18 protein-coding genes and 1 tRNA gene are annotated in these 21,626 nt (G+C 35.9%); 10 read left to right on the plus strand and 9 right to left on the minus strand.

Annotated elements, in window-relative coordinates:
* Positions 1–9 precede the first annotated feature (9 nt).
* The 6 genes from HOO91_09550 to HOO91_09575 all read left to right on the plus strand — a co-directional run bounded on the left by HOO91_09550 (position 10) and on the right by HOO91_09575 (position 8,184).
* Entirely contained in the window at positions 10–2,622 is a 2,613-nt protein-coding gene (locus HOO91_09550) for a PAS domain S-box protein (protein ID NOU17790.1), read from the plus strand.
* 41 nt (positions 2,623–2,663) lie between these two features.
* Positions 2,664–3,239, plus strand: coding sequence for a hypothetical protein (locus HOO91_09555; GenBank protein NOU17791.1), 576 nt, complete (start codon positions 2,664–2,666; stop codon positions 3,237–3,239).
* Between the two features lie 11 nt (positions 3,240–3,250).
* Positions 3,251–3,634, plus strand: a complete 384-nt coding sequence (locus tag HOO91_09560; GenBank protein NOU17792.1) for a DUF1987 domain-containing protein — start codon at positions 3,251–3,253, stop codon at positions 3,632–3,634.
* A gap of 30 nt (positions 3,635–3,664) precedes the next feature.
* The gene (locus HOO91_09565) at positions 3,665–6,757 is read left to right on the plus strand and encodes an ATP-binding cassette domain-containing protein (GenBank protein NOU17793.1); all 3,093 of its coding nucleotides are present in this window, start codon (positions 3,665–3,667) and stop codon (positions 6,755–6,757) included.
* A gap of 62 nt (positions 6,758–6,819) precedes the next feature.
* Positions 6,820–7,734, plus strand: a complete 915-nt coding sequence (locus tag HOO91_09570) for a hypothetical protein (protein ID NOU17794.1) — start codon at positions 6,820–6,822, stop codon at positions 7,732–7,734.
* Between the two features lie 12 nt (positions 7,735–7,746).
* The gene (locus HOO91_09575) at positions 7,747–8,184 is read left to right on the plus strand and encodes a hypothetical protein (protein ID NOU17795.1); all 438 of its coding nucleotides are present in this window, start codon (positions 7,747–7,749) and stop codon (positions 8,182–8,184) included.
* Positions 8,185–8,222: 38 nt separating this feature from the next.
* Here HOO91_09575 and HOO91_09580 read toward each other — a convergent pair whose 3' ends face one another.
* The 5 genes from HOO91_09580 to HOO91_09600 all read right to left on the minus strand — a co-directional run bounded on the left by HOO91_09580 (position 8,223) and on the right by HOO91_09600 (position 12,622).
* Positions 8,223–9,206 (minus strand): adenosine kinase, encoded by a 984-nt coding sequence (locus HOO91_09580; protein ID NOU17796.1) that lies wholly within the window; start codon positions 9,204–9,206, stop codon positions 8,223–8,225.
* A 182-nt stretch (positions 9,207–9,388) separates the two neighbouring features.
* Positions 9,389–9,462, minus strand: a tRNA-Asn gene (locus HOO91_09585).
* Positions 9,463–9,573: 111 nt separating this feature from the next.
* Positions 9,574–10,515, minus strand: coding sequence for a hydroxyacid dehydrogenase (locus HOO91_09590; GenBank protein NOU17797.1), 942 nt, complete (start codon positions 10,513–10,515; stop codon positions 9,574–9,576).
* Positions 10,516–10,526: 11 nt separating this feature from the next.
* Positions 10,527–11,048 (minus strand): DNA-3-methyladenine glycosylase, encoded by a 522-nt coding sequence (locus tag HOO91_09595; protein ID NOU17798.1) that lies wholly within the window; start codon positions 11,046–11,048, stop codon positions 10,527–10,529.
* Positions 11,045–12,622, minus strand: coding sequence for an O-antigen ligase family protein (locus tag HOO91_09600; protein ID NOU17799.1), 1,578 nt, complete (start codon positions 12,620–12,622; stop codon positions 11,045–11,047). Before HOO91_09600 ends, HOO91_09595 begins: the two co-directional genes overlap by 4 nt.
* Positions 12,623–12,828: 206 nt before the next feature.
* On the opposite strand from HOO91_09600, the gene rplM reads away from it, so the two are divergent.
* The 4 genes from rplM to HOO91_09620 all read left to right on the plus strand — a co-directional run bounded on the left by rplM (position 12,829) and on the right by HOO91_09620 (position 15,488).
* Complete coding sequence (rplM, locus tag HOO91_09605) at positions 12,829–13,284, plus strand: 50S ribosomal protein L13 (protein ID NOU17800.1); 456 nt, start codon at positions 12,829–12,831, stop codon at positions 13,282–13,284.
* A 6-nt stretch (positions 13,285–13,290) separates the two neighbouring features.
* Complete coding sequence (gene rpsI, locus HOO91_09610; GenBank protein ID NOU17801.1) at positions 13,291–13,677, plus strand: 30S ribosomal protein S9; 387 nt, start codon at positions 13,291–13,293, stop codon at positions 13,675–13,677.
* Positions 13,678–13,783: 106 nt separating this feature from the next.
* Positions 13,784–14,626: a 30S ribosomal protein S2 gene (gene rpsB, locus HOO91_09615; GenBank protein ID NOU17802.1), complete on the plus strand. Its 843-nt coding sequence runs from the start codon at positions 13,784–13,786 to the stop codon at positions 14,624–14,626.
* 31 nt (positions 14,627–14,657) lie between these two features.
* Positions 14,658–15,488, plus strand: a complete 831-nt coding sequence (locus HOO91_09620; protein ID NOU17803.1) for an elongation factor Ts — start codon at positions 14,658–14,660, stop codon at positions 15,486–15,488.
* 56 nt (positions 15,489–15,544) lie between these two features.
* Here HOO91_09620 and HOO91_09625 read toward each other — a convergent pair whose 3' ends face one another.
* The 4 genes from HOO91_09625 to HOO91_09640 form a co-directional block, all read right to left on the minus strand.
* On the minus strand, positions 15,545–16,294 hold the full coding sequence (locus HOO91_09625; protein ID NOU17804.1) for a response regulator transcription factor: 750 nt from the start codon (positions 16,292–16,294) through the stop codon (positions 15,545–15,547).
* A gap of 3 nt (positions 16,295–16,297) precedes the next feature.
* Positions 16,298–17,389 carry a histidine kinase gene (locus tag HOO91_09630; GenBank protein NOU17805.1) on the minus strand — a complete coding sequence of 364 codons (1,092 nt, stop codon included), beginning with the start codon at positions 17,387–17,389 and terminating at the stop codon, positions 16,298–16,300.
* 146 nt (positions 17,390–17,535) lie between these two features.
* Positions 17,536–20,559 (minus strand): efflux RND transporter permease subunit, encoded by a 3,024-nt coding sequence (locus tag HOO91_09635; GenBank protein NOU17806.1) that lies wholly within the window; start codon positions 20,557–20,559, stop codon positions 17,536–17,538.
* Positions 20,560–20,571: 12 nt separating this feature from the next.
* Positions 20,572–21,618, minus strand: coding sequence for an efflux RND transporter periplasmic adaptor subunit (locus HOO91_09640; protein NOU17807.1), 1,047 nt, complete (start codon positions 21,616–21,618; stop codon positions 20,572–20,574).
* Between the last annotated feature and the right edge of the window lie 8 nt (positions 21,619–21,626).

The raw sequence follows: 21,626 nt of genomic DNA on the forward strand, positions 1-21,626 counted from the left end.
AGTAAAAGTATGACATCTATTGGCAAAATATCAGACACTTCTAGCGGAAATGTTATTCGCCAAAGAGTTATTCTGGCTATAGCCTTTGGATTGCTCTTCCCTATATCTTCCTGGATAATTGATTTTTCTATCAAAGAAATTCCTTTCTCCCTATCTGGGATTGTTAAACTTCATAGCATTAACCCTACACATTGGTTTATTGATCTCATTCCTTTCATATTCGCTTTCTTCTCTTGGTTTCAACTAAAAAAATATTTCGAAAAAACATTATTCCTTGAGGAGGAATTGCATCAACGCGATGACGACATCAGCAAAAATGCACTATTCGCAAAAAAAATTGGAGAGGGAGACTATAATGCGCCTTTCGAGGCAACGGATGAAGAAGATGTTTTGGGTAAATCCCTCTTAGTAATGCGTGATAACCTTTTATCCAATCAACAAAAAGAATCGGAACTAAACTGGATAGCAAAAGGGAAAGAGGATATCTCATATATTTTGCGCTTACATACTAACCTTGATGAACTTTCATACGATGTACTTGTTAAACTTATACAATATATTAACATCGTTCAGGGTGCGCTCTATATTTACAATGAGGATAAAAATGTTTTAGTAAATTTAGCCACCTATGCCTATAATCGAAGAAAACACATCAATCAAGAGTTTAAAATAGGAAAAGGGCTTATTGGTCAATGCGCTTATGAAAAGGACTTTATCTATAGAACCGAAATTCCAGATGACTACGCAACCATTACTTCAGGAATTCTGGGGGATAAGAAGCCGAAAAGTCTTCTTATTATTCCATTAATCACCAACGAAAAACTTCAAGGAGTTGTTGAGTTTGCGTCTATTGACGAAGAAATTCCAGAAATCACAATCCGTTTCCTTCGTGAAGTTGGTGAAATTATTGCACGAACAATTTTTAACCTCAGCGTAAACCAAAAAACCGAAAAGCTGCTTCAGGAAGCTCAGCAAATGACTGAGGAGTTAAAGGAGAACCAAGAAGAGTTAAGACAGAATGCTGAGGAAATGCGTGCGACCCACGATGAACTTGAAAAATCTAACGCTCAACTCGAAGGTAAAATAATTGAGGTTGAGAATGCGCAAAAAAGACTTCACTCATTACTTGAAAATGCTTCTGAGATAATATCAATCTACAATCAAGATTTAAAACTTACTTACGTTAGCCCCTCCGTCACAAAAATCCTTGGCTATACTCCTCAAGAAATGATGAGTGGTAAGGACATTGATAGATTGACACGAAAAGGTGAAATTGATCTTAATCAGATGTTTGAAAATCTTAACAACAATCCACGTGTTGCCGTTACTATTCAGTATACATTTATGAAAAAGGACGGTGAGAAGATTTTCCTCGAAGTAACTGGTCGAAATCTACTTGATGATGCTGCAATAAATGGTATTATTCTCAACTCACAGGATATAACAGAACGGAAAAGAGCCGAAAAGGAAGAGCGTATGCGTAGCAAAATGCAATCGCTATCAGAAAACTCGCCCGATGTTATTTTACGACTTAATACTACTGGCCAATTCTTTTACGCTAACCCAATGGTTGAGCGTTATCTTAATATTCCTGCAAGGGAGCTTATAAATCAAACACTCAGTTCAATTCAAATAAATGAAAATCTAGCTAATTTTCTTAAAGATTCGATCAAGGCTATAAAAAATTCTAAGGAAAAGGTCGAAGGAGAACTCTCGTTTCCAACACAAATGGGAGAAACTATAATGCACGTTGTGGCAATTCCTGAATTTAATGAAAATGAACTAGAAACCATACTATTCGTTAGCCATGATATTACAGAGGCCAAACGAATTGAGATGGAGATACAAGATAAAAATCGAAAAATAACTGAGAGTATTAATTACGCCCAACGAATTCAAACATCCATTCTACCCAATAGTAGAATCGTTAGACAGTATTTACCAAAATCATTCATTTTTTATCATCCTCGTGATGTTGTAAGTGGTGACTTTCCTTGGTTCTTCATTAAAGAGGACTATATATATATTGCCGTAGTCGACTGTACTGGTCATGGGGTTCCTGGTGCGTTGTTATCTTTTATTGCTTACTTCACGCTGAATAATGTTGTTGACCACGATATATCATATTCAGCAGGAAAAATACTTGACCTATTACACTTTGGTGTTCGAAAAACGCTAAAACAGGATAGACCCGATGCTGATGCCAGAGATGGTATGGATATTGCATTATGTAAAATTCAACTTAAAAAACACGAATTGCAGTATGCTGGAGCACATCGTCCCTTATTCCTTCTTAGAAAAGGTGAATTACTAGAGTTTAAAGGTGATAGAAAGGCCATTGGAGGAATACCTCACCCTAAAAAAGGAGAAGAAGATTTTACAAACCACCAAATAGATATACTATCTGGAGATAAAATATTTTTCTTTTCTGACGGTTTAACCGATCAAGTTGGGGGTGAAGAAAAAAGAAAATATGGACCGATGAGAGTTAGGGATTTAATTTTGGGTAACCAAGAATTTACAATGCCCCAATACTCCGAACTTTTTGCAAAAGACTTTGAAGAGTACAAAGGAAATAACAAGCAAGTTGACGACCTTTTACTTATTGGTATTGAGTTCTAATTAAGATTAATATATTTGTAAATTATATAACTTTACGGGCTATGGATAAAAAAAATGTTAGAGGATTTCTTGAGTTCGTTTACGACTTTTATAAGTCGATGAAGGCTCATGAAATCACCCTTGTATATGAGGGAGAAATTACCCATCAGATTACCAAAGCCTTTACTTCCCTTACTGAGTCAAATATGGCAAAGGAGGAAGAATCTAATACTGTTCAAAAGAAAGTATTCCATGTTATGGTAGAATGCCTTCAGAACATCAGTAAACATGCCGACAGCTTTGGTTCGGACGATTTCTTGTTTGCTGGCCGAGGAATCTTTATGGTTAGCAAAGGAGACATAGAATACCATGTTACTACAGGTAATGTAATCGAGAATGCTAAAATTGAAGAATTATCTCGAATTCTCGATCACATAAACGTATTGGACAAGGAAGGTCTAAAACAACTTTACAAAACTCAAATGCGCGAAGGAAGACTTTCCGAAAAAGGTGGTGCAGGACTTGGTTTTATCGATATAGCAAGAAAAACTGGTAGAAAACTTGACTATCATTTTCTCTCTATCGATGAGGAGACCTCTTTCTTTATTCTAACTTCAACCATTTCCAGAACTGAGTAAACAAAACAACTATGAATACCATAAAAATAATGGGGACAGATGACACCCCAACTGTAATTCTAGACTCTGAAAACGAAATTTTTGAGATTTCAGGACGCTCACTACCTGAAGATGTAACTGCATTCTATGAGCCGATTTTACGTTGGCTCGAAGAGTATTCTTCTAGTCCTAATTCAAAAACCATCTTTACTTTCAAGTTGGTCTATTTTAATACTGCTAGTTCAAAACTATTGCTCGATATTCTTATGAAACTTGAGCAGATGCATGAAGATGGTAAGGATATGTTAATTCGTTGGTACTATCCGGAAGATGATGAGGACATGCAGGAAGCAGGTGAAGAGTACGCCGACATCGTGGATGTACCATTCGAACAGGTGAGTTACACTTTAAATTAGTAATACCTTTATTATATTAATAGTTAAGCAATGAGTGAAGAGATTCTCAAAGCGTTAATGCAACTTTTTGCAATAATTGCTAAGCAGGATGAGGGTGTGGTTTCGAATGAAAGGGAATATGTAGTAAACTTTCTCACCCAGCAGCTTAACGATGAAGCAGTAAAAGAGTATATCAACCTTTTCGATCAGCACGCTGGTTTACTCAATGAAAAAGAGGAAGAAGCAGAAGAAAGCGATAAGCCCAAAAAGCCTAAGCTTACTTCTGTTAAAGATTCAGTAAAAATATTGGGTATCTGTAAGAAAATCAACAAAACTCTTACCCAAAAACAAAAAATTGTTGTTCTAGTTCGTCTATATGAACTTATTAATGCTGACCGTAAGTTTACTGAGCAACGGATGGCAATCATCAATACAGTTGCAGAGGTTTTTAAACTTACCAAGGAAGAAATTAGTGATGTAGAAAACTTTATTGTAAAGAACGAACTTAGAGACCTTGACTTTTCAAGTTTCCTCACCATTCATGATAAGAAAGAGTTCGGTGATTCCTGCAAACATATCCCAACAGAGGCACTTGATGGATTTATTATCATTTTACAAATAAAGAGCGTTGATCTTTATTTCTTAAGATACACTGGAACAGAGGATATCAACCTCAATGGACTACCAATTAATAGTCGTAGAATTTATCTTTTTGCCAGTGGTAGTTCAATTAAACTACCAAAGGGTAAACCTATCTACTACACCGATGTTGTTGCCCATTTTCTTGCTGATTCCACCACGACTCGAATTTCCTACAAGGTTCAAAACCTTGAATATCGATTTAAAAGCGGAGCTATTGGCTTACGCAATATCAACTTCTCCGAGGGTCATGGCAAGTTGATTGGTATTATGGGTGCCAGCGGTGCTGGTAAAACCACATTATTAAATGTGCTTGCAGGTATCGAAATGCCAACATCTGGAAATATACATATAAATGGTATAGATTTTCATAATGAAAAAGACAAACTCGAAGGGGTTATAGGTGTTATTCCCCAAGATGATCTTCTAATTGAAGAATTAACAGTCTTTCAAAACCTTTACTACAATGCTAAGCTATGTTTCAAAGATAAAACCGAAGAAGAATTAGTACAACTAGTCCATAAAACACTTTATAATCTTGGCCTATTAGAAAGAAAAGATTTAAAAGTTGGAACACCATTAAATAAGATGATTTCAGGTGGTCAGCGAAAAAGATTAAATATAGCCCTTGAACTTATTCGCGAACCATCTATTCTATTTGTAGATGAACCAACATCCGGTTTATCCTCTCGTGACTCGGAGAATGTTATGGATTTACTTCGAGAGTTAACGCTAAAAGGTAAACTGATTTTTGTAGTAATCCACCAGCCATCATCGGAAATCTATAAGATGTTCGACAATATGATGATTCTCGATACAGGTGGCTACATGATTTATTACGGAAATCCCGTTGAGTCTGTTATGTATTTCAAACGGCTCGATATGCAGATTAACAGCGATGTAGGTGAATGTCCAACTTGTGGTAACGTTAACCCAGAGCTAATATTTAACATCATTGAGGCAAAAGTGGTTGACGAATTTGGTCGTTACACCAATATCCGTAAGGTTTCACCACCTAAATGGGAGGGATATTTTATTGATAACATCAAACTCGATAAAGTTCCCGATGAAACAAGTCCTCCTCCAAAATCTCTCAATATTCCTTCAAGGATAAAACAATTCTTTATTTATACCACCAGAGATTTTCTTTCGAAGGTTAGTAATACGCAGTACATTATCCTTAACCTACTTGAAACTCCATTACTTGCATTTATCCTATCATTTGTTATCCGCTACATTGCTGATCCAAATTCTAATATCTATATTTTCAGAGAAAACGAGAATATAAACATTTACATCTTTATGTCTCTTATTGTTGCTCTATTTATAGGGTTAACAGTAAGTGCCGAAGAAATTTTCCGTGACAGAAAAATACTTAAACGCGAAGCATTTCTCAACCTAAGCCGATCAAGCTATTTATTCTCAAAAATTTTCATACTTGTATTCCTTTCCGCCATTCAATCTATTGCATTTGTACTAATTGCAAATAGCATCCTTGAAATTCAAGGAATGTATTTCGATTACTGGCTGGTGCTATTCTCAACAGCAGTATTTGCCAATATGCTTGGATTAAATATCTCTGCAACATTTAACTCTGCGGTCACAATTTATATTGTAATTCCATTGATAATGATACCAATGATGGTTCTTTCTGGAGCCATGTTTAGCTTCGAAAAACTAAACCGTGTAGTTGGTAGCATCAATAAAGTTCCCCTTGTTGCTGAGTTTATGGTTACTAAATGGGGCTATGAGGCATTATTAGTACATCAATTCAAGGATAATAAGTTTGAAAAAGACATCTATGAGTTTGAAAAAACTGCTCGAAATGCAGATTTTAAAACAGTTTACTATATCCCTGAACTTGAAAAGCGTTTAAATCAGTGTATTGAACTTTCAGAAAAAAAGGACGATCCGAAGATTAAACCTAAATTTGACGATAACCTCGCAGTTGTTCACAAAGCCATTCAAAAAGAAACTCAAAAAGAATCCCCAGAAATTACTTTTGACCAGCTTGAAAATCTAAATACCCAAAAATTCACAAGCGATATTGGTTTTTCTGCCCTTGGTTACATAGAACAGCTTAAAGAGCATTACTCAAAGATTTTCAATGCAGCAGATCAAAAGCGCGATAGGATTATCAACTATTGGAAAGATAAATATAAAGGCGCTTTTGAAGCAAAACGTAGAGCTTATCATAACGAAAGCATCTCCGATTTAGCAACAAAAGCTTTTGAAAAAAATCCAATTTTACAATATAAGGATGAGCTTATTGAACAAATTGATCCAGTGTATCGCGATCCTAATCCTAGTTATTATTTAGATATTCGAACTCATTTTCTTTCCCCTCGAAAGCATTTCATGGGGAGATTATTCGATACATTTTGGTTTAATGTTACTATAATCTGGTTAATGACAGTAGTTTGTTACATCACTTTGTACTATGAATCGTTAAAGAAGTTATTAGAACTATTTTCGAAAATAAAGCTACCATCTTTATCTAAATAAATATTTTTTCTATCTTTACTTGATTACTTTTATGTAAAACATCTTTTATTCCGGGTTTCACCATGACGAGGAGATTTATATTTTTTATAGTCGTTTCCATACTGTTTTCATCATGCAATTCTTGTAGGAATTCAAACACTGACAAGAATCTTAATGTTGATTTTGATATACCCGACTCCATTAAGGAAGATAAACCTCTTCCAATCTCTGCAAAAACTATTGAAGAAATGTCAAATATTTCTTCACCCATCGAAACTGCTGCTGTAATTAAGGGTCTTAAGATTCCGTTCAATAAAGATTTAATTGCTAGTACAGATTACGCTGAAAATTTCAATACGAATTTTGCAAAGGCATTAGGATTGGGGATGTATGGATGTGACCTAGGATATCTAAACATGTATGGTAAAACATCAATGGTTCTTAACTATATATCAACAATAAGATCCTTAGCTGATGGTATTCAGGTTGGTCAGTTTTTCGATTTTTCTACCCTAAAAAGGCTAGCAACCAACAATGAGAACATCGATTCTCTTGTGCTCATCTCTCAGCAAAGTATGACAAGAATAGATAACTACCTTCGGGAGAATAACAGATCTAACCTAAGCGTTGTAATTGTTGCTGGAGTTTGGATTGAGGGTTTATATATATCTAGTATGGTTACTCAAGAAACGAACCATAAAAGGATGAGAGAAACCGTTGGCGAGCAAAAAGAAATCATTGGTCCACTTATGATTCTTATGAATAACTATAGGAAAGATCCGAACATGGCGAGGTTGATTGAGAATTTTGAAGAGATTAAATCAATATACAGTAATGTGAAAATAACCTCCGAGGTTGGAGAACCTACTGCTGTTGAAGTAAATGGGGTTCTTACAATTAAACCTAATGACACTCAGAATATTGATATGAGTGATGAAACCTTAAAAAAAATTATTAATAAGGTTCAGGAGATTAGAAATAAACTTTTAAAAGGATAACACTAGAATTTTATGAAAAATAAGTTCCTGATTTTTGCAATATTAATTTTCCTAGTGGGCTTTTCGGGAACCACTTTTGCCCAAACAGAGGATGAACTCGTTGAAATATGTGGTATGGTTGCTAAGGATGCCACATATCTTAAGGATTTCAAGGTTAGGTTGGATGCAGGTGATCCCCCTCCCCTTCAACGATTTTCTGTAATTCTAAAAAAAGACATAAAATATCGATTTTCTGTCTGTAACTCTAAAGATATGGAAGGAAAGGTTGTTCTGGAACTTTTCGACAATAATAGGTTAATTGCTACCACATATGTTATTGCTACTGGAAAAGATTATCCGTCCATTGATGTTGTATGTCAAAAAACTGGAGCCTATCACCTCTCATTCAAATTCAAAGAAGGGAAACCGGGACTTGCGGTTGGTTTGCTATCGCTAGTTGAAACGCTTTAAATCTTATAACAAAAACCCGACTTGAAGTCGGGTTTTTGTTATAAGATTTCTATCTCTTTGACCATTTTAAGTATTTCCGTCCAAGTTTCATCATTCATTTTCGGACCAACCACCTCAATTACCTTACCTGAAAGAATTGCACCAATTTGCCCACACTTATTAAGTGGTAACCCTTTTGCTAATCCATATAAAAAGCCTGCGGCATATAAATCACCCGCACCTGTGGTATCAACACTATTTACTTTAATAACCCCAACGTTCACAACCTCATTTTTCCTTTTGATCATTGATCCTTTTGAACCTATTTTAACAACGGCAATATCTACCATCTTAGCAATTTCATGTAATGATTCTTCGGGTGATTTCCCAGTAAAAGCTTTTGCCTCCTCTTCATTGGCAAAAAGAATATCAACATACTTCTCGATCATCTCCTTAAGAAATTCACGGTTGGCTTCAACAACGTTATAACTAGCCATATCTAAAGATATCTTAACCCCTTTCTCATGAGCAAGTTGCATTGCCTTCCGAATGAGGTCGTGGTTCTGAACAAGGTATCCTTCAACATGAAAATAACTATAACCATCAAACATATCGGAAGTTATCTCATCAGGAATCATTTCGATTGCTGCACCAAGATAAGTTCCAAAAGTTCGTTCAGAATCCTTTGAGATAAAAACTGTTGCTCTGCCTGTTTGGGCTTTACCTTTTAGTAAGATGGGCTCAATCCCATTCTTTACCATATCATCACGATAGTATTCGCCAAACTTATCATCACTGATTTTTCCAATGAACGAGCATGGAATTCCAACATTAGCTATTCCATTTATAGTATTTGCAGCACTTCCCCCTGCTGCTACGTTTTGCTTTAGCCCTTTTGTAACTTCCGTGGCTAATTTCAAAAAATTCTCATCCACCAGCTGCATGCTGCCTCTTGGCAGGTTAAGCTGATTAAGAATATTATCATTTTCGATGCTTATTAAAACATCTACCAAAGCATTTCCAAGTCCAAGTATTTTTGTCATTGCTATTTTATTATGTAAAATGTTTTTTGTAAAAATATTCAATTTAAGAATTAGGACAGCTCTGGCTATAAATTATTTTGCCCTAACTTTTTTTAAAGATTAAATCCTCAATCAAAACAATATCAGCTTGACCTGAACTATTTTTTAAAAAATAAAAAAGCCCCGATTTTCATCGAGGCTCGCTCCTCATCTAGGACTTGAACCTAGGACCCCCTGATTAACAGTCAGGTGCTCTAACCAACTGAGCTAATGAGGAGTGTTATTCTACATACTCCCTTTTGGGTTTAGCGGTGCAAATGTAATATAATTTTTATTTATCCAAACAATTCAGATAATTTTTATACTAAGATTTTATTCATTTTGTTAATTATACCTGATTGTCAACTCTTCCTCCAAGCCATGATTTGATATTGTTGATCACAATTTCGCTTCTTGCACAAATTGCCTCTTCGGTTGCAAAGCCTATATGTGGCAGTAAAATACTATTCGGTGCCGAGAATAAAGGATGGTTTCCCTCAATTGGAGGTTCGTGTTCATATACATCTATTGCTGCTCCTCCAATAATCCCAGTTATTAGAGCATTGGCAAGTGCTGTAGAATCAACTATTGGACCTCTAGCAGTATTTATGAGCACAGCATTGGGTTTCATTAACTTTAATTTACTCTCATTAATTAAACCATAAGTTTTATCGGTTAATGGTATATGAAGAGAAACGATATCCGAATTTTTAAGTAGATATTCGATTTCAACAAACTCAACTCCTTCAAAATTTTTAATGGTTCGTGACCAGACTATAACCCTGCAACCAAATGCCATTGCAAGTTTTGCAACTCGCTCTCCGATTGCTCCAAAACCAATAATTCCAAATGTTTTTCCATTTAATTCCCCGCCAAGAAAACCATCTCTGGTTTTGCCAGATCTTGTGGAATTATCTAATGGAACAATTTTTCTGTATAGGTTGATTGATAGAGCAATAGTCAACTCAGCAACTGCCTGCGTACTATACCCTGCGGCATTACAAACTATAATTCCCTTTGATCTACATAAATCCACTGGAATATGATCAACTCCTGTAAAGGCTACTGCAATCAACTTAAGGTTTTCTGATTTCTCAATTACTTCTTCAGTAATCCTATAGTTACTTATAACTAATACATTAACATCTTTACAACGTTTGATCAATTCATCTTGATTAGAGGGCATAGTATCATAAAATCTAATGGAATGACCAAGTCTTTCCATCTCAAAAGCAAAGGAATTCTTTTGAGAAACTGCTAACCCGATAGGTTCTGCAAAAACAATATTCATATGATTATCTTCTATTTATCATTTGTAAAAAAACGCCAAGGTTTTGATGACCAATGTTCACCCGCATAGTCCACTCCAATTCTTGGAGCAGTAATAATATTGTAATTATGGTGATTTTCTTCGACCCAAAGCCTTGGTGATTTAATTAAATCCTCACCATAAAAATCTTTTCCTATCATTAACTTCTTCGTCAGTCTCCCAGGGCCATAACAATCGTCCAATCCCCGAATGAGAACTGCTTGTGGATTATCGGGTTCTCCTGTAACAATATTCAACATCCAATACATGCCATATATAAGGTACACATAAACCAATCCTCCTTGTCTAAACATCACATCAGTCCGCGGAGTGCGTCCTTTACTTGCATGACAAGCTAAATCCTCAACACCCCTGTAGGCCTCAACTTCTGTTATAGTATAGCGTTGTGTTGAATTATTGCTAAAAGAACGAACTAACGTTTTTCCAATTAACTCCGGAGCGACCCTAAGAACATCCCTATTATAGAAACCAAATCCTAAACGTCTTTCTTTCATTCTTGTTTATTAAAATTGTAACCAAAAAAGAGTATTGAATAAAAAAGTGCTGCGAACGAAACACCAATATGTGTCTCGAATGTATCCTCGTTAAGCATAGATGCTATTATTATTATTTGAAAAACTAAGCAAAGAAATATTTTATGTTTCTTTTCCAAGAATAATGGGTAAAACAATCCTACAAGAAATAAAATCAACCCAAATAAGCCCGATGCGATCCAAACAGTTAGATACTCATTATGGGATATCGGCCAAAATTTCTGTTCAACTTTAAAGCCAATAGTTCTATAATAATCAAATAATGAATCGGATCCATCGCCCGTTCCAACCCCAAACAAAAAATGATTTTTTATAATATGCCAGGATGCCTTAAAGAAAATATATCGTTGAACAATAGAGCTACCTTCAACTAAGCCACGTGTATGATATGAATCTATTTCCCAAAGCATCTGGTAAAGTCGAGGGTAAATCCCGATCTTATGATCTCTATAGATCACACTAGCGACACTACCCTCTATCAACTTAACATCTATTGAATCCAATTGAGCAATGCCAACGGAATCCTTTCTTAAACCTTTTGATGCGAGATATCGAATTAACGTTAACCCGACTCTTTGCCCATCAAAATCTTTATCATCAAAAGAAAGCCGGCTAACTTTACTCCACTCCTTTTTTAATTCAGGATAACAAATGTTTATCCAAACAAGATTTCCGTTCTCATACTGTTGGCTTATAGTATCATGTGTATATGGATTACCATTAGGAGTCTCTTTAGGTAAACTCTTAAAATCAACTTTATTTCTAGTAAAGTAACTATCAACAGTATGTGTCAGATATGAAGCCCCAATAATTATTAATAACCCAAAACCAACTATAATAGTAAACCTCAGAATAGAATCATTAACCGATAAAATCCAGCGGATCGCTAAAAATAAAAACACTATTCCTAAAATAGCAATTCCAGTTAAGGATTGCAGTACAAAAAGAAATACATTCAACCAAATTGCAACAATGAATAATAATGATTTTATAAAATACCTACTTATATATTTGCCAGTAAAAGTAAAATATTCAAGAATGAAGATTGAAAGAAGTATCATCAAAGAAAGGCGAATATGTGATATATAGGGAGATATTGCCCTAACATTTTGACTTCCCTCTGAAAAATCTCTTAAATAAATTGAAAAACTGATTATGGTAGCAACAAATACCGATAAGCAAAACATCAAAAGCAAAAACTTAAACTCTCCCCATTTAAGAGGCGCACTTGTAGCCAAAATAATTGGTACGAGTAGTAACGGCAACCAAAGTCGAAGTTCTTTTAGTGCATAGTTTATATTATCCGAGTAAAAAAAGCCAATAACAATTGTTAAATAAATAAGTAAAAACGCCCAAAGGGATTTACGATTGATAAAACGATTTATCTTATCAACCCAAAATCCATCTAAAAACCAGTTTACTGCAAGGGTTATTAATCCAACACTTAATGCAAATGGAGAGTAAGGTAATGCACATAGGCTAAGGGCAAGACCTAAAAGAAAAAAAAATCTATGGATTTTAACAGTAAAAAGCATTGCTTTAGTATTAACTCCAAATGTAGAAAAAAATTATAGAGGGTAACATGCTGAATAATTAGGGATATAATAATTAGCTTTATGAAATAATTTATAGGTTATTCTTGTGGTTTAAATAAATAATTGTATTTTTGCATCCCGCTTATTATAACCACTTGTATCATAGGAAAGATCAAGTTATTAACTTAAACAAAGGAGTTTTAGACGTGGACACTTTGAGTTACAAAACGGTATCGGCAAATAAAGCCACTGTTAACAAGGAGTGGGTAGTAATTGATGCCAACAACGAGGTTTTAGGTAGACTTTCAAGTAAAGTAGCCAATATTCTTCGTGGAAAGTACAAAGCCAATTACACCCCACATGTTGACTGCGGTGATAATGTGATTATCATCAATGCTGAGAAAATCCGACTGACAGGGAAGAAATTAACCGACAAGGTTTACATTCGTCATACAGGATTTCCTGGAGGACAGAGATTTTCAACCCCAAAAGAGATGCTTAAGAAACGGCCAATCGCCGTTATCGAACATGCAGTAAAAGGTATGCTCCCAAAAAACAAATTGGCTTCTGCTCTTTATAGAAACCTTTATGTTTATGCTGGTATTGAGCATCCACATGAGGCTCAAAAGCCTAAAGTAATAACCTTAAGTTCATTAAAATAGTAAAGTATGCAGGTACTTAATTCAATAGGTAGACGTAAATCTGCTGTTGCTCGTGTTTATATGAATGAAGGAAAAGGCAACATCACTATTAACGGAAGAGATTTAAAAGAATATTTTCCTTCAGAGTTGATGCAGTACGTAGTAAAACAACCCCTTCAGGTATTAAACTTAACTAGTAATTTCGACTTCAATGTAAATCTTGATGGAGGAGGAGTTAAAGGTCAAGCTGAAGCACTACGTTTAGGAATTGCTCGTGCATTAATTTTGCACAATCCTGAATATAAACCAGCTCTTAAAGCTGAAGGATTTATGACCCGTGATCCACGCGAAGTTGAGCGTAAGAAACCAGGTCAGCCAAAAGCAAGAAAGAGATTCCAGTTCAGCAAACGTTAATCGATTTTTAATAATAATTATTGGCAAGCAGTTTAGGTACTAAATTGCCCAGACTTCCGATATCCGGGGCTACTGAGCGATTGCCATAATTCTAAACTAAATCAAAATGTCTAGGACAAACTTTAATGAGTTACTCGACGCTGGTGTGCATTTTGGCCACCTAAAGCGCAAATGGAACCCCAAAATGGCTCCATACATTTTTATGGAACGCAATGGTATCCATATCATCGACTTACAAAAAACTTCTGTAAAGATTGATGAGGCAGCCGCAGCTCTAAAGCAAATTGCAAAATCAGGACGTAAAGTTCTCTTCGTAGCAACCAAGAAACAAGCGAAAGAAATTGTTGCAGAAAGAGTAAAACAGGTAAACATGCCATACGTTACTGAACGTTGGCCAGGGGGTATGTTAACCAACTTCCCAACCATTCGCAAGGCTGTTAAAAAGATGTCGACAATTGACAAAATGGCTACCGATGGGACTTTTGAAAACATGTCAAAACGCGAAAAACTTCAAATTACCCGTCAACGTGCAAAACTTGAGAAGAACTTAGGTTCCATAGCTGATCTAAACAGACTTCCTGCAGCACTTTTCATAGTTGATGTTCAGAAAGAATACATCGCTGTTCGCGAAGCAAAAAGACTAAACATTCCTGTTTTTGCTATGGTTGATACTTGTTGCGATCCTTCTCTAATTGACTTTGTAATCCCAGCTAATGATGATGCTTCAAAATCAATTTCGTTGATTGTTGATATCATGTCAAAAGCTATTCAGGAAGGTCTTGAGGAGCGTAAAGCAGAGAAAGAAAAAGAACCTGCTCAGAATGAAAGGAAAGATGAGCCAGCCCATCATACTCGTGCCCGCAAAGGTAAAAAACCAATAACAGGTGAAGAGGAAAAACCTGAAGTTGAAGAACCAAAGGCTAATGATGAAGAAAAGGCTGAAGAATAATACTAGTCGAATTTAATAAACTTATAATACAATGGCCGAAGTAACAGCAGCTGATGTTGCAAAATTAAGAAAAGCTTGCGGAGCAGGCATGATGGATTGCAAGAATGCCCTTGTAGAGTCGAATGGTGATTTTGAAAAAGCTATTGAACTTATTCGCGAGCGTGGTAAAGCAATTGCTAACAAACGCGCAGATCGTGAAGCAGGCGAAGGCGTTGCTCTTTCTAAAGTTAACGCAGCAGGCAACCACGGTGCAATGATTGTTCTAAATTGCGAAACAGACTTTGTTGCTAAGAATAATGATTTTATTGCTCTTGCTCAAAGTATGCTAGATGTAGCTCTTGACAAAAAACCAGCTGATCTTGAGGCTTTAAAAGCATTAGAGATTAAAGGTCGTAAGATCGGTGATCTTGTAATGGATCAATCAGGTATTACAGGTGAAAAGTTTGAACTTTCATATTTCGATAAAATTGATGCTGCAAAAGTTGTTGCCTATATACACCCAGGTAACAAACTTGCAACTCTTGTTGGTTTAAACGTTGCTGATGTTGATACACAAGTTGGCAGAGATGTTGCAATGCAAGTTGCAGCAATGAGCCCAGTCTCGATTGATAAAGGTGATGTAACAGAAGAAGTTCGCAAGAAAGAATTCGAAATTGGTCGTGAACAAGCTCGTTTAGAAGGTAAACCAGAAAACATGCTCGATAAAATTGCCGAAGGTAAACTTCAGAAGTTTTATAAAGAGAGCACTCTACTTAACCAAGACTTTGTAAAAGATAACAAGATGACTGTTGGAAGTTATCTAAAATCAGTTAACAAAGAGCTTACAGTAACTGGTTTCAAGAGGGTTTCTTTGAACGCATAAATAAATTTTATATTTCATGAAAAGCCTCGTAAAGTCGAGGCTTTTTTATTATACATCTATTGACCTAACCAACTTTTAAAAGATGTTGCTTTTAATTTACTTATAATAATATCATCTGGAGTGGTCGGTTTAATAATAAGTTTCAACTTTTGGTTTCCATAATTATGAATTTTCTGAATAGATTTTGACGAAATGATAAACTGCCGGTTGGCACGAAAAAAATCGGTTGGATTCAACTCTTCTTCTAACGTATCGAGCGATTCGGCAATAAAATAACGTTTATCTTCATTGGTTACTAACATGGTAACACCATCTTCGGAAAGGAAATAGGCAACATCTTGCCATGAGATTGGAATAAGGCTATCGCCTGAATATACAAGAAAACGTTCACGATGCTTTTTTTGAACCAATCTACTTAGCAACTCATCAAAGTTATTAACCTGACTTTTCTGTTGAATGGTTTTATACTTATCAATACTCTTCTTTAAATCATCAGCGTTTATTGGTTTCAGTAAATAATCGATACTATAGAATTTAAAAGCTCGAATAGCATATTCATCGTACGCTGTTATAAATATGATTGGAATAGTTACATTGAGTTCCTTGAAAATGGTAAAACTCAGATCGTCGGCAAGCTGAATATCAGAAAAAATCAAATCGGGTAAAGGATTAGTTTGAAACCATTCTAAGCCGTTTTTTACGCTCTGAATAATTCCAACAACCTCGGCCGAACTATCGCACTCCTGAATTAACTTCGACAGACGACGATATGCAGGAGCTTCATCCTCTATAATGAGTACTTTCATGGATTAGGCTTCATAATCATCATACACTCTTTCCGTTTCTACCCTTTTTACCAAAGGTATTCGTACAACAAAAGAGTCATCTGTATCTTCAATAATTACATCTTTATTAACCAAAAACCTGTAGCGTTCGCTTATATTGTGCAGACCTACTTTTGTTGTTGAAGGCATGATGGTACGTTTCTGTTTATTGTTTGAAACTACTAATTGCTCTTCGTTGCAAAGTATTTTCACAACCAGCGGAAGATTGCTACTTATTTCATTGTGTTTTACTGCGTTTTCAATGAGCAATTGCACGGTCAGGGGCAAAATATAGTAGCTGATATGATTCTCACAAATATCCAGTTCAACAACTAAATCCTCTTCAAAGCGCATCTTAAGTAAGGTGATGTATGAGTGAGTAAACTTCAACTCGGAGGGCAAATCAATCCATGTATTTTTTTGGCTATTGAGTACATACCTGTAAACCACTGATAATTCCTGAATATAAGCAACCGCCTTGGGGGTATCTTCCTCAACAATCGTTGTAAGTGTATTCAAACTATTAAATAGAAAGTGTGGATTAAGCCTGCTTGTAAGATTTTGGTATTGTGCTTCAATGCTCTCCTTTTTATAGCGTTCTGTTTCAAGTGCCGTTTCTGATAAGCGAAGAAATAAATAATAACCCTCGTAAATAGTATTAATTAGAAAAGTCAGTAGGATTACTGTTAGTATAAGATTTTTCAAATCTAATAAGTCCAGATCACAATATTCTGGCTTTAATGTGAAATAAAAGTCACCAGCATAGTACAAACATAATGTAATTGAAATTGATATTACACATGATATTAATATCTGTATGGCTAATCTTAATCCGAATACAATTCGTCTACAATGCTTTCTGAAAAAATTACTTAAAGCCCTAATACTTATCCAACTTGCAATAACCCCAACAAAGGAAAGAATAAAATGAGCCAAAAATTGAATGCTTATAAGATTAAATGGATATGGGGTAAGAAAAAGTGCCGCCAAAATAGTGAAAGTAGGTATCCCAATAAATTTAATCCATCGTTCAACTTTTAAAAACTCATACTCAAAATGTTTTTCGCAGAAAAGCATAACTTTTAATATTTTCTACAAATCTAAGAATTTAATAATTAAGGAATAGCCAAGTAATTTCCATATAAAATCATCGATGCGATTCAATTTAACTTCATACAGAATTACCTGGCTATATTTCCTACCTTAAATTAACCTATACATAACTATTTTAAAAGCAACTTACACAATACAGGTGTTACAACTCTTGTAAATAACGTGGAACTAATTAGCCCTCCAATTATGGTCAACGCTAACGGTGAAAACATTTCAGAACCTTGCAATGCCAATGGAAGCAAACCTCCTATTGCAGTTAACGTTGTAAGGATAATGGGTATAAATCTTATTTTCCCGGCCGTTTGAATTGCTTCATCCAAACTGGTTCCACTTTCACGCAAATGGTTTGTATAATCTACAAGTATAATAGAATTTTTAACCTCAATACCAATAAGACTTATCATGCCTACAAAAGCAGTAAATGAGAATGAATATCCTGTAATATAAAGCAACACGATACTTCCAATAATTCCAAGAGGAATTGAAGAGGCAACTATCAATGAGCCCTTCACTGTTTTGAACTCCAGAATAAGAATTAGCAGGATTACAAAGAATGTAACGATAATGGCCGTATTCATATTACCAAAGGTTTCCTCACGACTTGCGATTTCTCCGAATGGCTGATATCTATATCCATCTGGTAGTTTCTCCTGATTAAGCTTAGCCAAAACGTTTTTTGTTACTTTATCGGTTAGATACCCAGGGATTACATTTGCACGAACCGTTATACTACGTTCTCTCTGATAATGCTCAATAACATTGAGTGAATTTTGAAATTCAATACTGGCTAGGTGTTTCAAAGGTATTTGTGCTCCGGTTAACGAACCAACATATATTTTATCAAGATCCTCAACTGCTTTTTTCTTATTCCCGCTAAGGGTAAACAGGAGATTATAATCCTTACCATCATCATCGGTGAACTTTCCAATTACCAAACCGGCTATTGCCATACGCACTGCCTTTTCGATCTCCACAACAGGCACGCCAAGCATTCCCGCTTTATCTTTATTAATCCAAATTTTAAGATCAGATACAGAAGATTTTAACGGATTCCTCACAAAGGTTGTTCCTTCGGTGTTTTTCAGTAACGCCTCGCCCCTAAAAGCCAGATTTTTTAAAGTATCCAAATTGGATCCGAAGAAGGCAATTTCAATAGGCGCTTCCTCGGCTGTCCCGTTCTGAAATTCCTTGATTTCGATACGAGCGCCGGGAATACAACTCAACTCATCGCTCAACTTTTTTAAGAAAACTGGAGTTTTATGCTGATCATATTTCTTCAGCTGTACAAAGAGTTGGGCGTAGTTAGGCTTTTCGTTAGCTTGCATCAGATTATAATACACCATCGGATTGCCCTTACCAACATTAGTACAGTAATTTTGCACCTCATCTTTCTTGCTGATTACCATTTCGACATACCGTGCAATGCTATCCGTTTGAATCAGATTTGTTCCTGCCGTAGTTTCAATATTGATAAAAAATTGAGGCTTTTCTGCTTTTGGAAATAGGCTAAAGCCTACAATGGGTAATAGCATAAAACTACCCACAACTGCAATAGCTGAAATCAGTAGGGTTCTAATAGGGTATTTTAGTCCAAGCATTAGCAATTTCTGATAAGGGCCATTGTTAACCTTATTCAGCATTCGTAGAAAGAAATTCTCTTTCTCGTACTCTTTTTCTTTCAGAAAACGCGATGCAATAAATGGTGTTAGAGTAAACGATACCAGCAACGAAGCGGCTAGCGTATAAACAACTGCAATTGGTAAACTTCGAATAAAAGTTCCCGGACCTCCAGGTAGTACCATTAGTGGAACAAAGGCAACAATCATAGTAGCAGTACAACCAAGCACCGCCCAACTTATCTGGGTGGTTGCTTTAAGAGTTGCATCGAATCGACTATAGCCATTCCGCATAAACCGGACAATATTCTCAACTACAACAATGGAATCATCCACCAGTAAGCCTAATGAAATAACTAACCCTACAATAGAAAGTTGATTCAACGAATAGCCAGTTAGGTAAAGCAGTACAACACCTATAAGCAATGATGAAGGAATGGCTACCATTACTATAACTGAGGCTCGTGTACCCAATGGAAGTAGAGTAAGTAATATTAGAAAGATGGCTATACCAAAGTCACGGTATAAGCCAGATAATCGAGAATCGACATTAACCGATTGATCGAATGCCTTTTCGAGTTTCATGGAAGTTGGTATGCTGGGAGCAAAGGCATCTACATTCTTATTCACCGCTTCTACAACTTGAAATATATTGGTTCCAGCTTTCTGGTTTACAGTAATAAATATTGCTTTCTTTCCTTTATATCGCCCGATATGCGTTTGGTCGTTATAATCGAATGATACCTGAGCGATATCCTTAAGGTAAACAACCTTGCCATTTCCAGCATGAATAATGGTATTCTGAATATCAGCCAACGATTTATAGTTTCCCATTGTTTTGATGTTAAACTTACTACGACCCATATCAAGATCTCCACCCGGAATATTCACATTATTACTCTGAATGGCTTGCATAACATTGTTTACTGCAATGCGTTTTTGGGCTAATTTCTGCAGGTCAACCTCAATGCGAATATCCTGTTTTGGGTAAGCCGATATCTCAACCTTTTTAATAGAGGTGGTTTTCTCAATCTCCTTCTTCAACTTTTTCGCCTGCTCCTCCAGCTCACTGTATGGTGCATTATCGGAAACCAGCGCATATTGTAGGATATTGACATTGGTGGTGGACCATCGACCAACCTCCAAACTATACAAATCCGCAGGAAGTTTACTGCGAATATTGTTTACCTGCCTGTTTACCTCATCGTATTTTCTATCGCCATCAACATCAGAATTGAACTCAATATTGATAACAGCAAGCCCATCATTCATGGTGCTGTTCAACTTTTTAATATCCTCCAACTCATTAAGCGATTCTTCCACAGGTTCAACCACAAGTTGTTCCATGTCCTTAGGGCTAGCCCCAGGATAAACAGCTATCAAATAGAAATAAGCAGCAGTAAGAGGTGGATCCTCGCTACGCGGCATGTTAATAAACGAATTAACACCTAGCACTGCCACCATTATGAATACAGTGATAGTTAGCTGATAATTTTTAATTGAAAATTTTGTTAGCATTTCTAGAAATTATTATCGAACAATATTTATCCTTGTACCCTCTTCCATAAAAGCAGCACCCTTTGTAATCACCTGACCTGCTTTACTCAATAGTTCATAAACAGCTATTTCATTATCTTGGATATATGCAACGGTAACTGGTATCTTCTTTGCAGATGTATTATCTGCATTTACAACGTAGACAAAACCTTTATTTCCATTTGCTTCAGCAATGGCATCAGGAGGGATAAGCGACACTCGTTGAGTATTGGAAGAGTTGATTTTTATTGATGCCACCATTCCGTTAATAAACGATGTATCGCCCTGCTTAACGCTTAATTCGATTTCAAATGTACCACTTAGCAGATCAACCACTTCGGCTAGTTGGGTAACTTGTGCTGAAAATTCTTTCCCTTGGTAAGCATCAAAAGTTACTGTTGCCTTATCACCTTTCCTGATGGAAACCATATCCTTATCGGAAATACCTGTTTTAACCACCCATTCATTACTACCTTGCTCACCAAATACAAGAACTGGCATTCCAGGTCCTGTTAATTCATTTTCTTCGGCTAGTATGCTAATAATCTTTCCATTTGCAGGTGCCATAATTCGCGAATATCTCTGATTAAATTCTGCTATATTCTTAGTTTCCAAAGCAGCATCAAATACTGATGTAGCATTTTGCAGTTGCTCAAGAGTTACCACAGAATCAGCGTATAAATTCTTTGCACGTTTTAAATCGCGATCGGCTTTTTCGAAAGCCACTTTTGCCTGCTGAACTTGCGCAGCTATTTCTGTCATATCAAGAGTTGCTAAAAGTTGACCTTTTGAAACCCTACTTCCCTCTTCAACATAAAGCCTATTAATGATACCACCAGTTTTAAAAGATAGTTTACTTATCCGTTTTGATGAAAGCAGACCAGCACATTGGATCGTTCTGGCAGCATCAGTTTCGACGACATGCTGTGCTTCTACACAAACAACCTCTGGAATATTTTCATTTATTGCAGGTTTTTTAGCACATGAAGTAGCTATTAGTACCACAGATACTGCAATCCATAAAAAATGTTTTGTTTTCATAACTTGAA

It is taken from the genome of Bacteroidales bacterium, from assembly GCA_013141385.1.
Taxonomy (GTDB): Bacteria; Bacteroidota; Bacteroidia; order Bacteroidales; family Tenuifilaceae; genus UBA8529.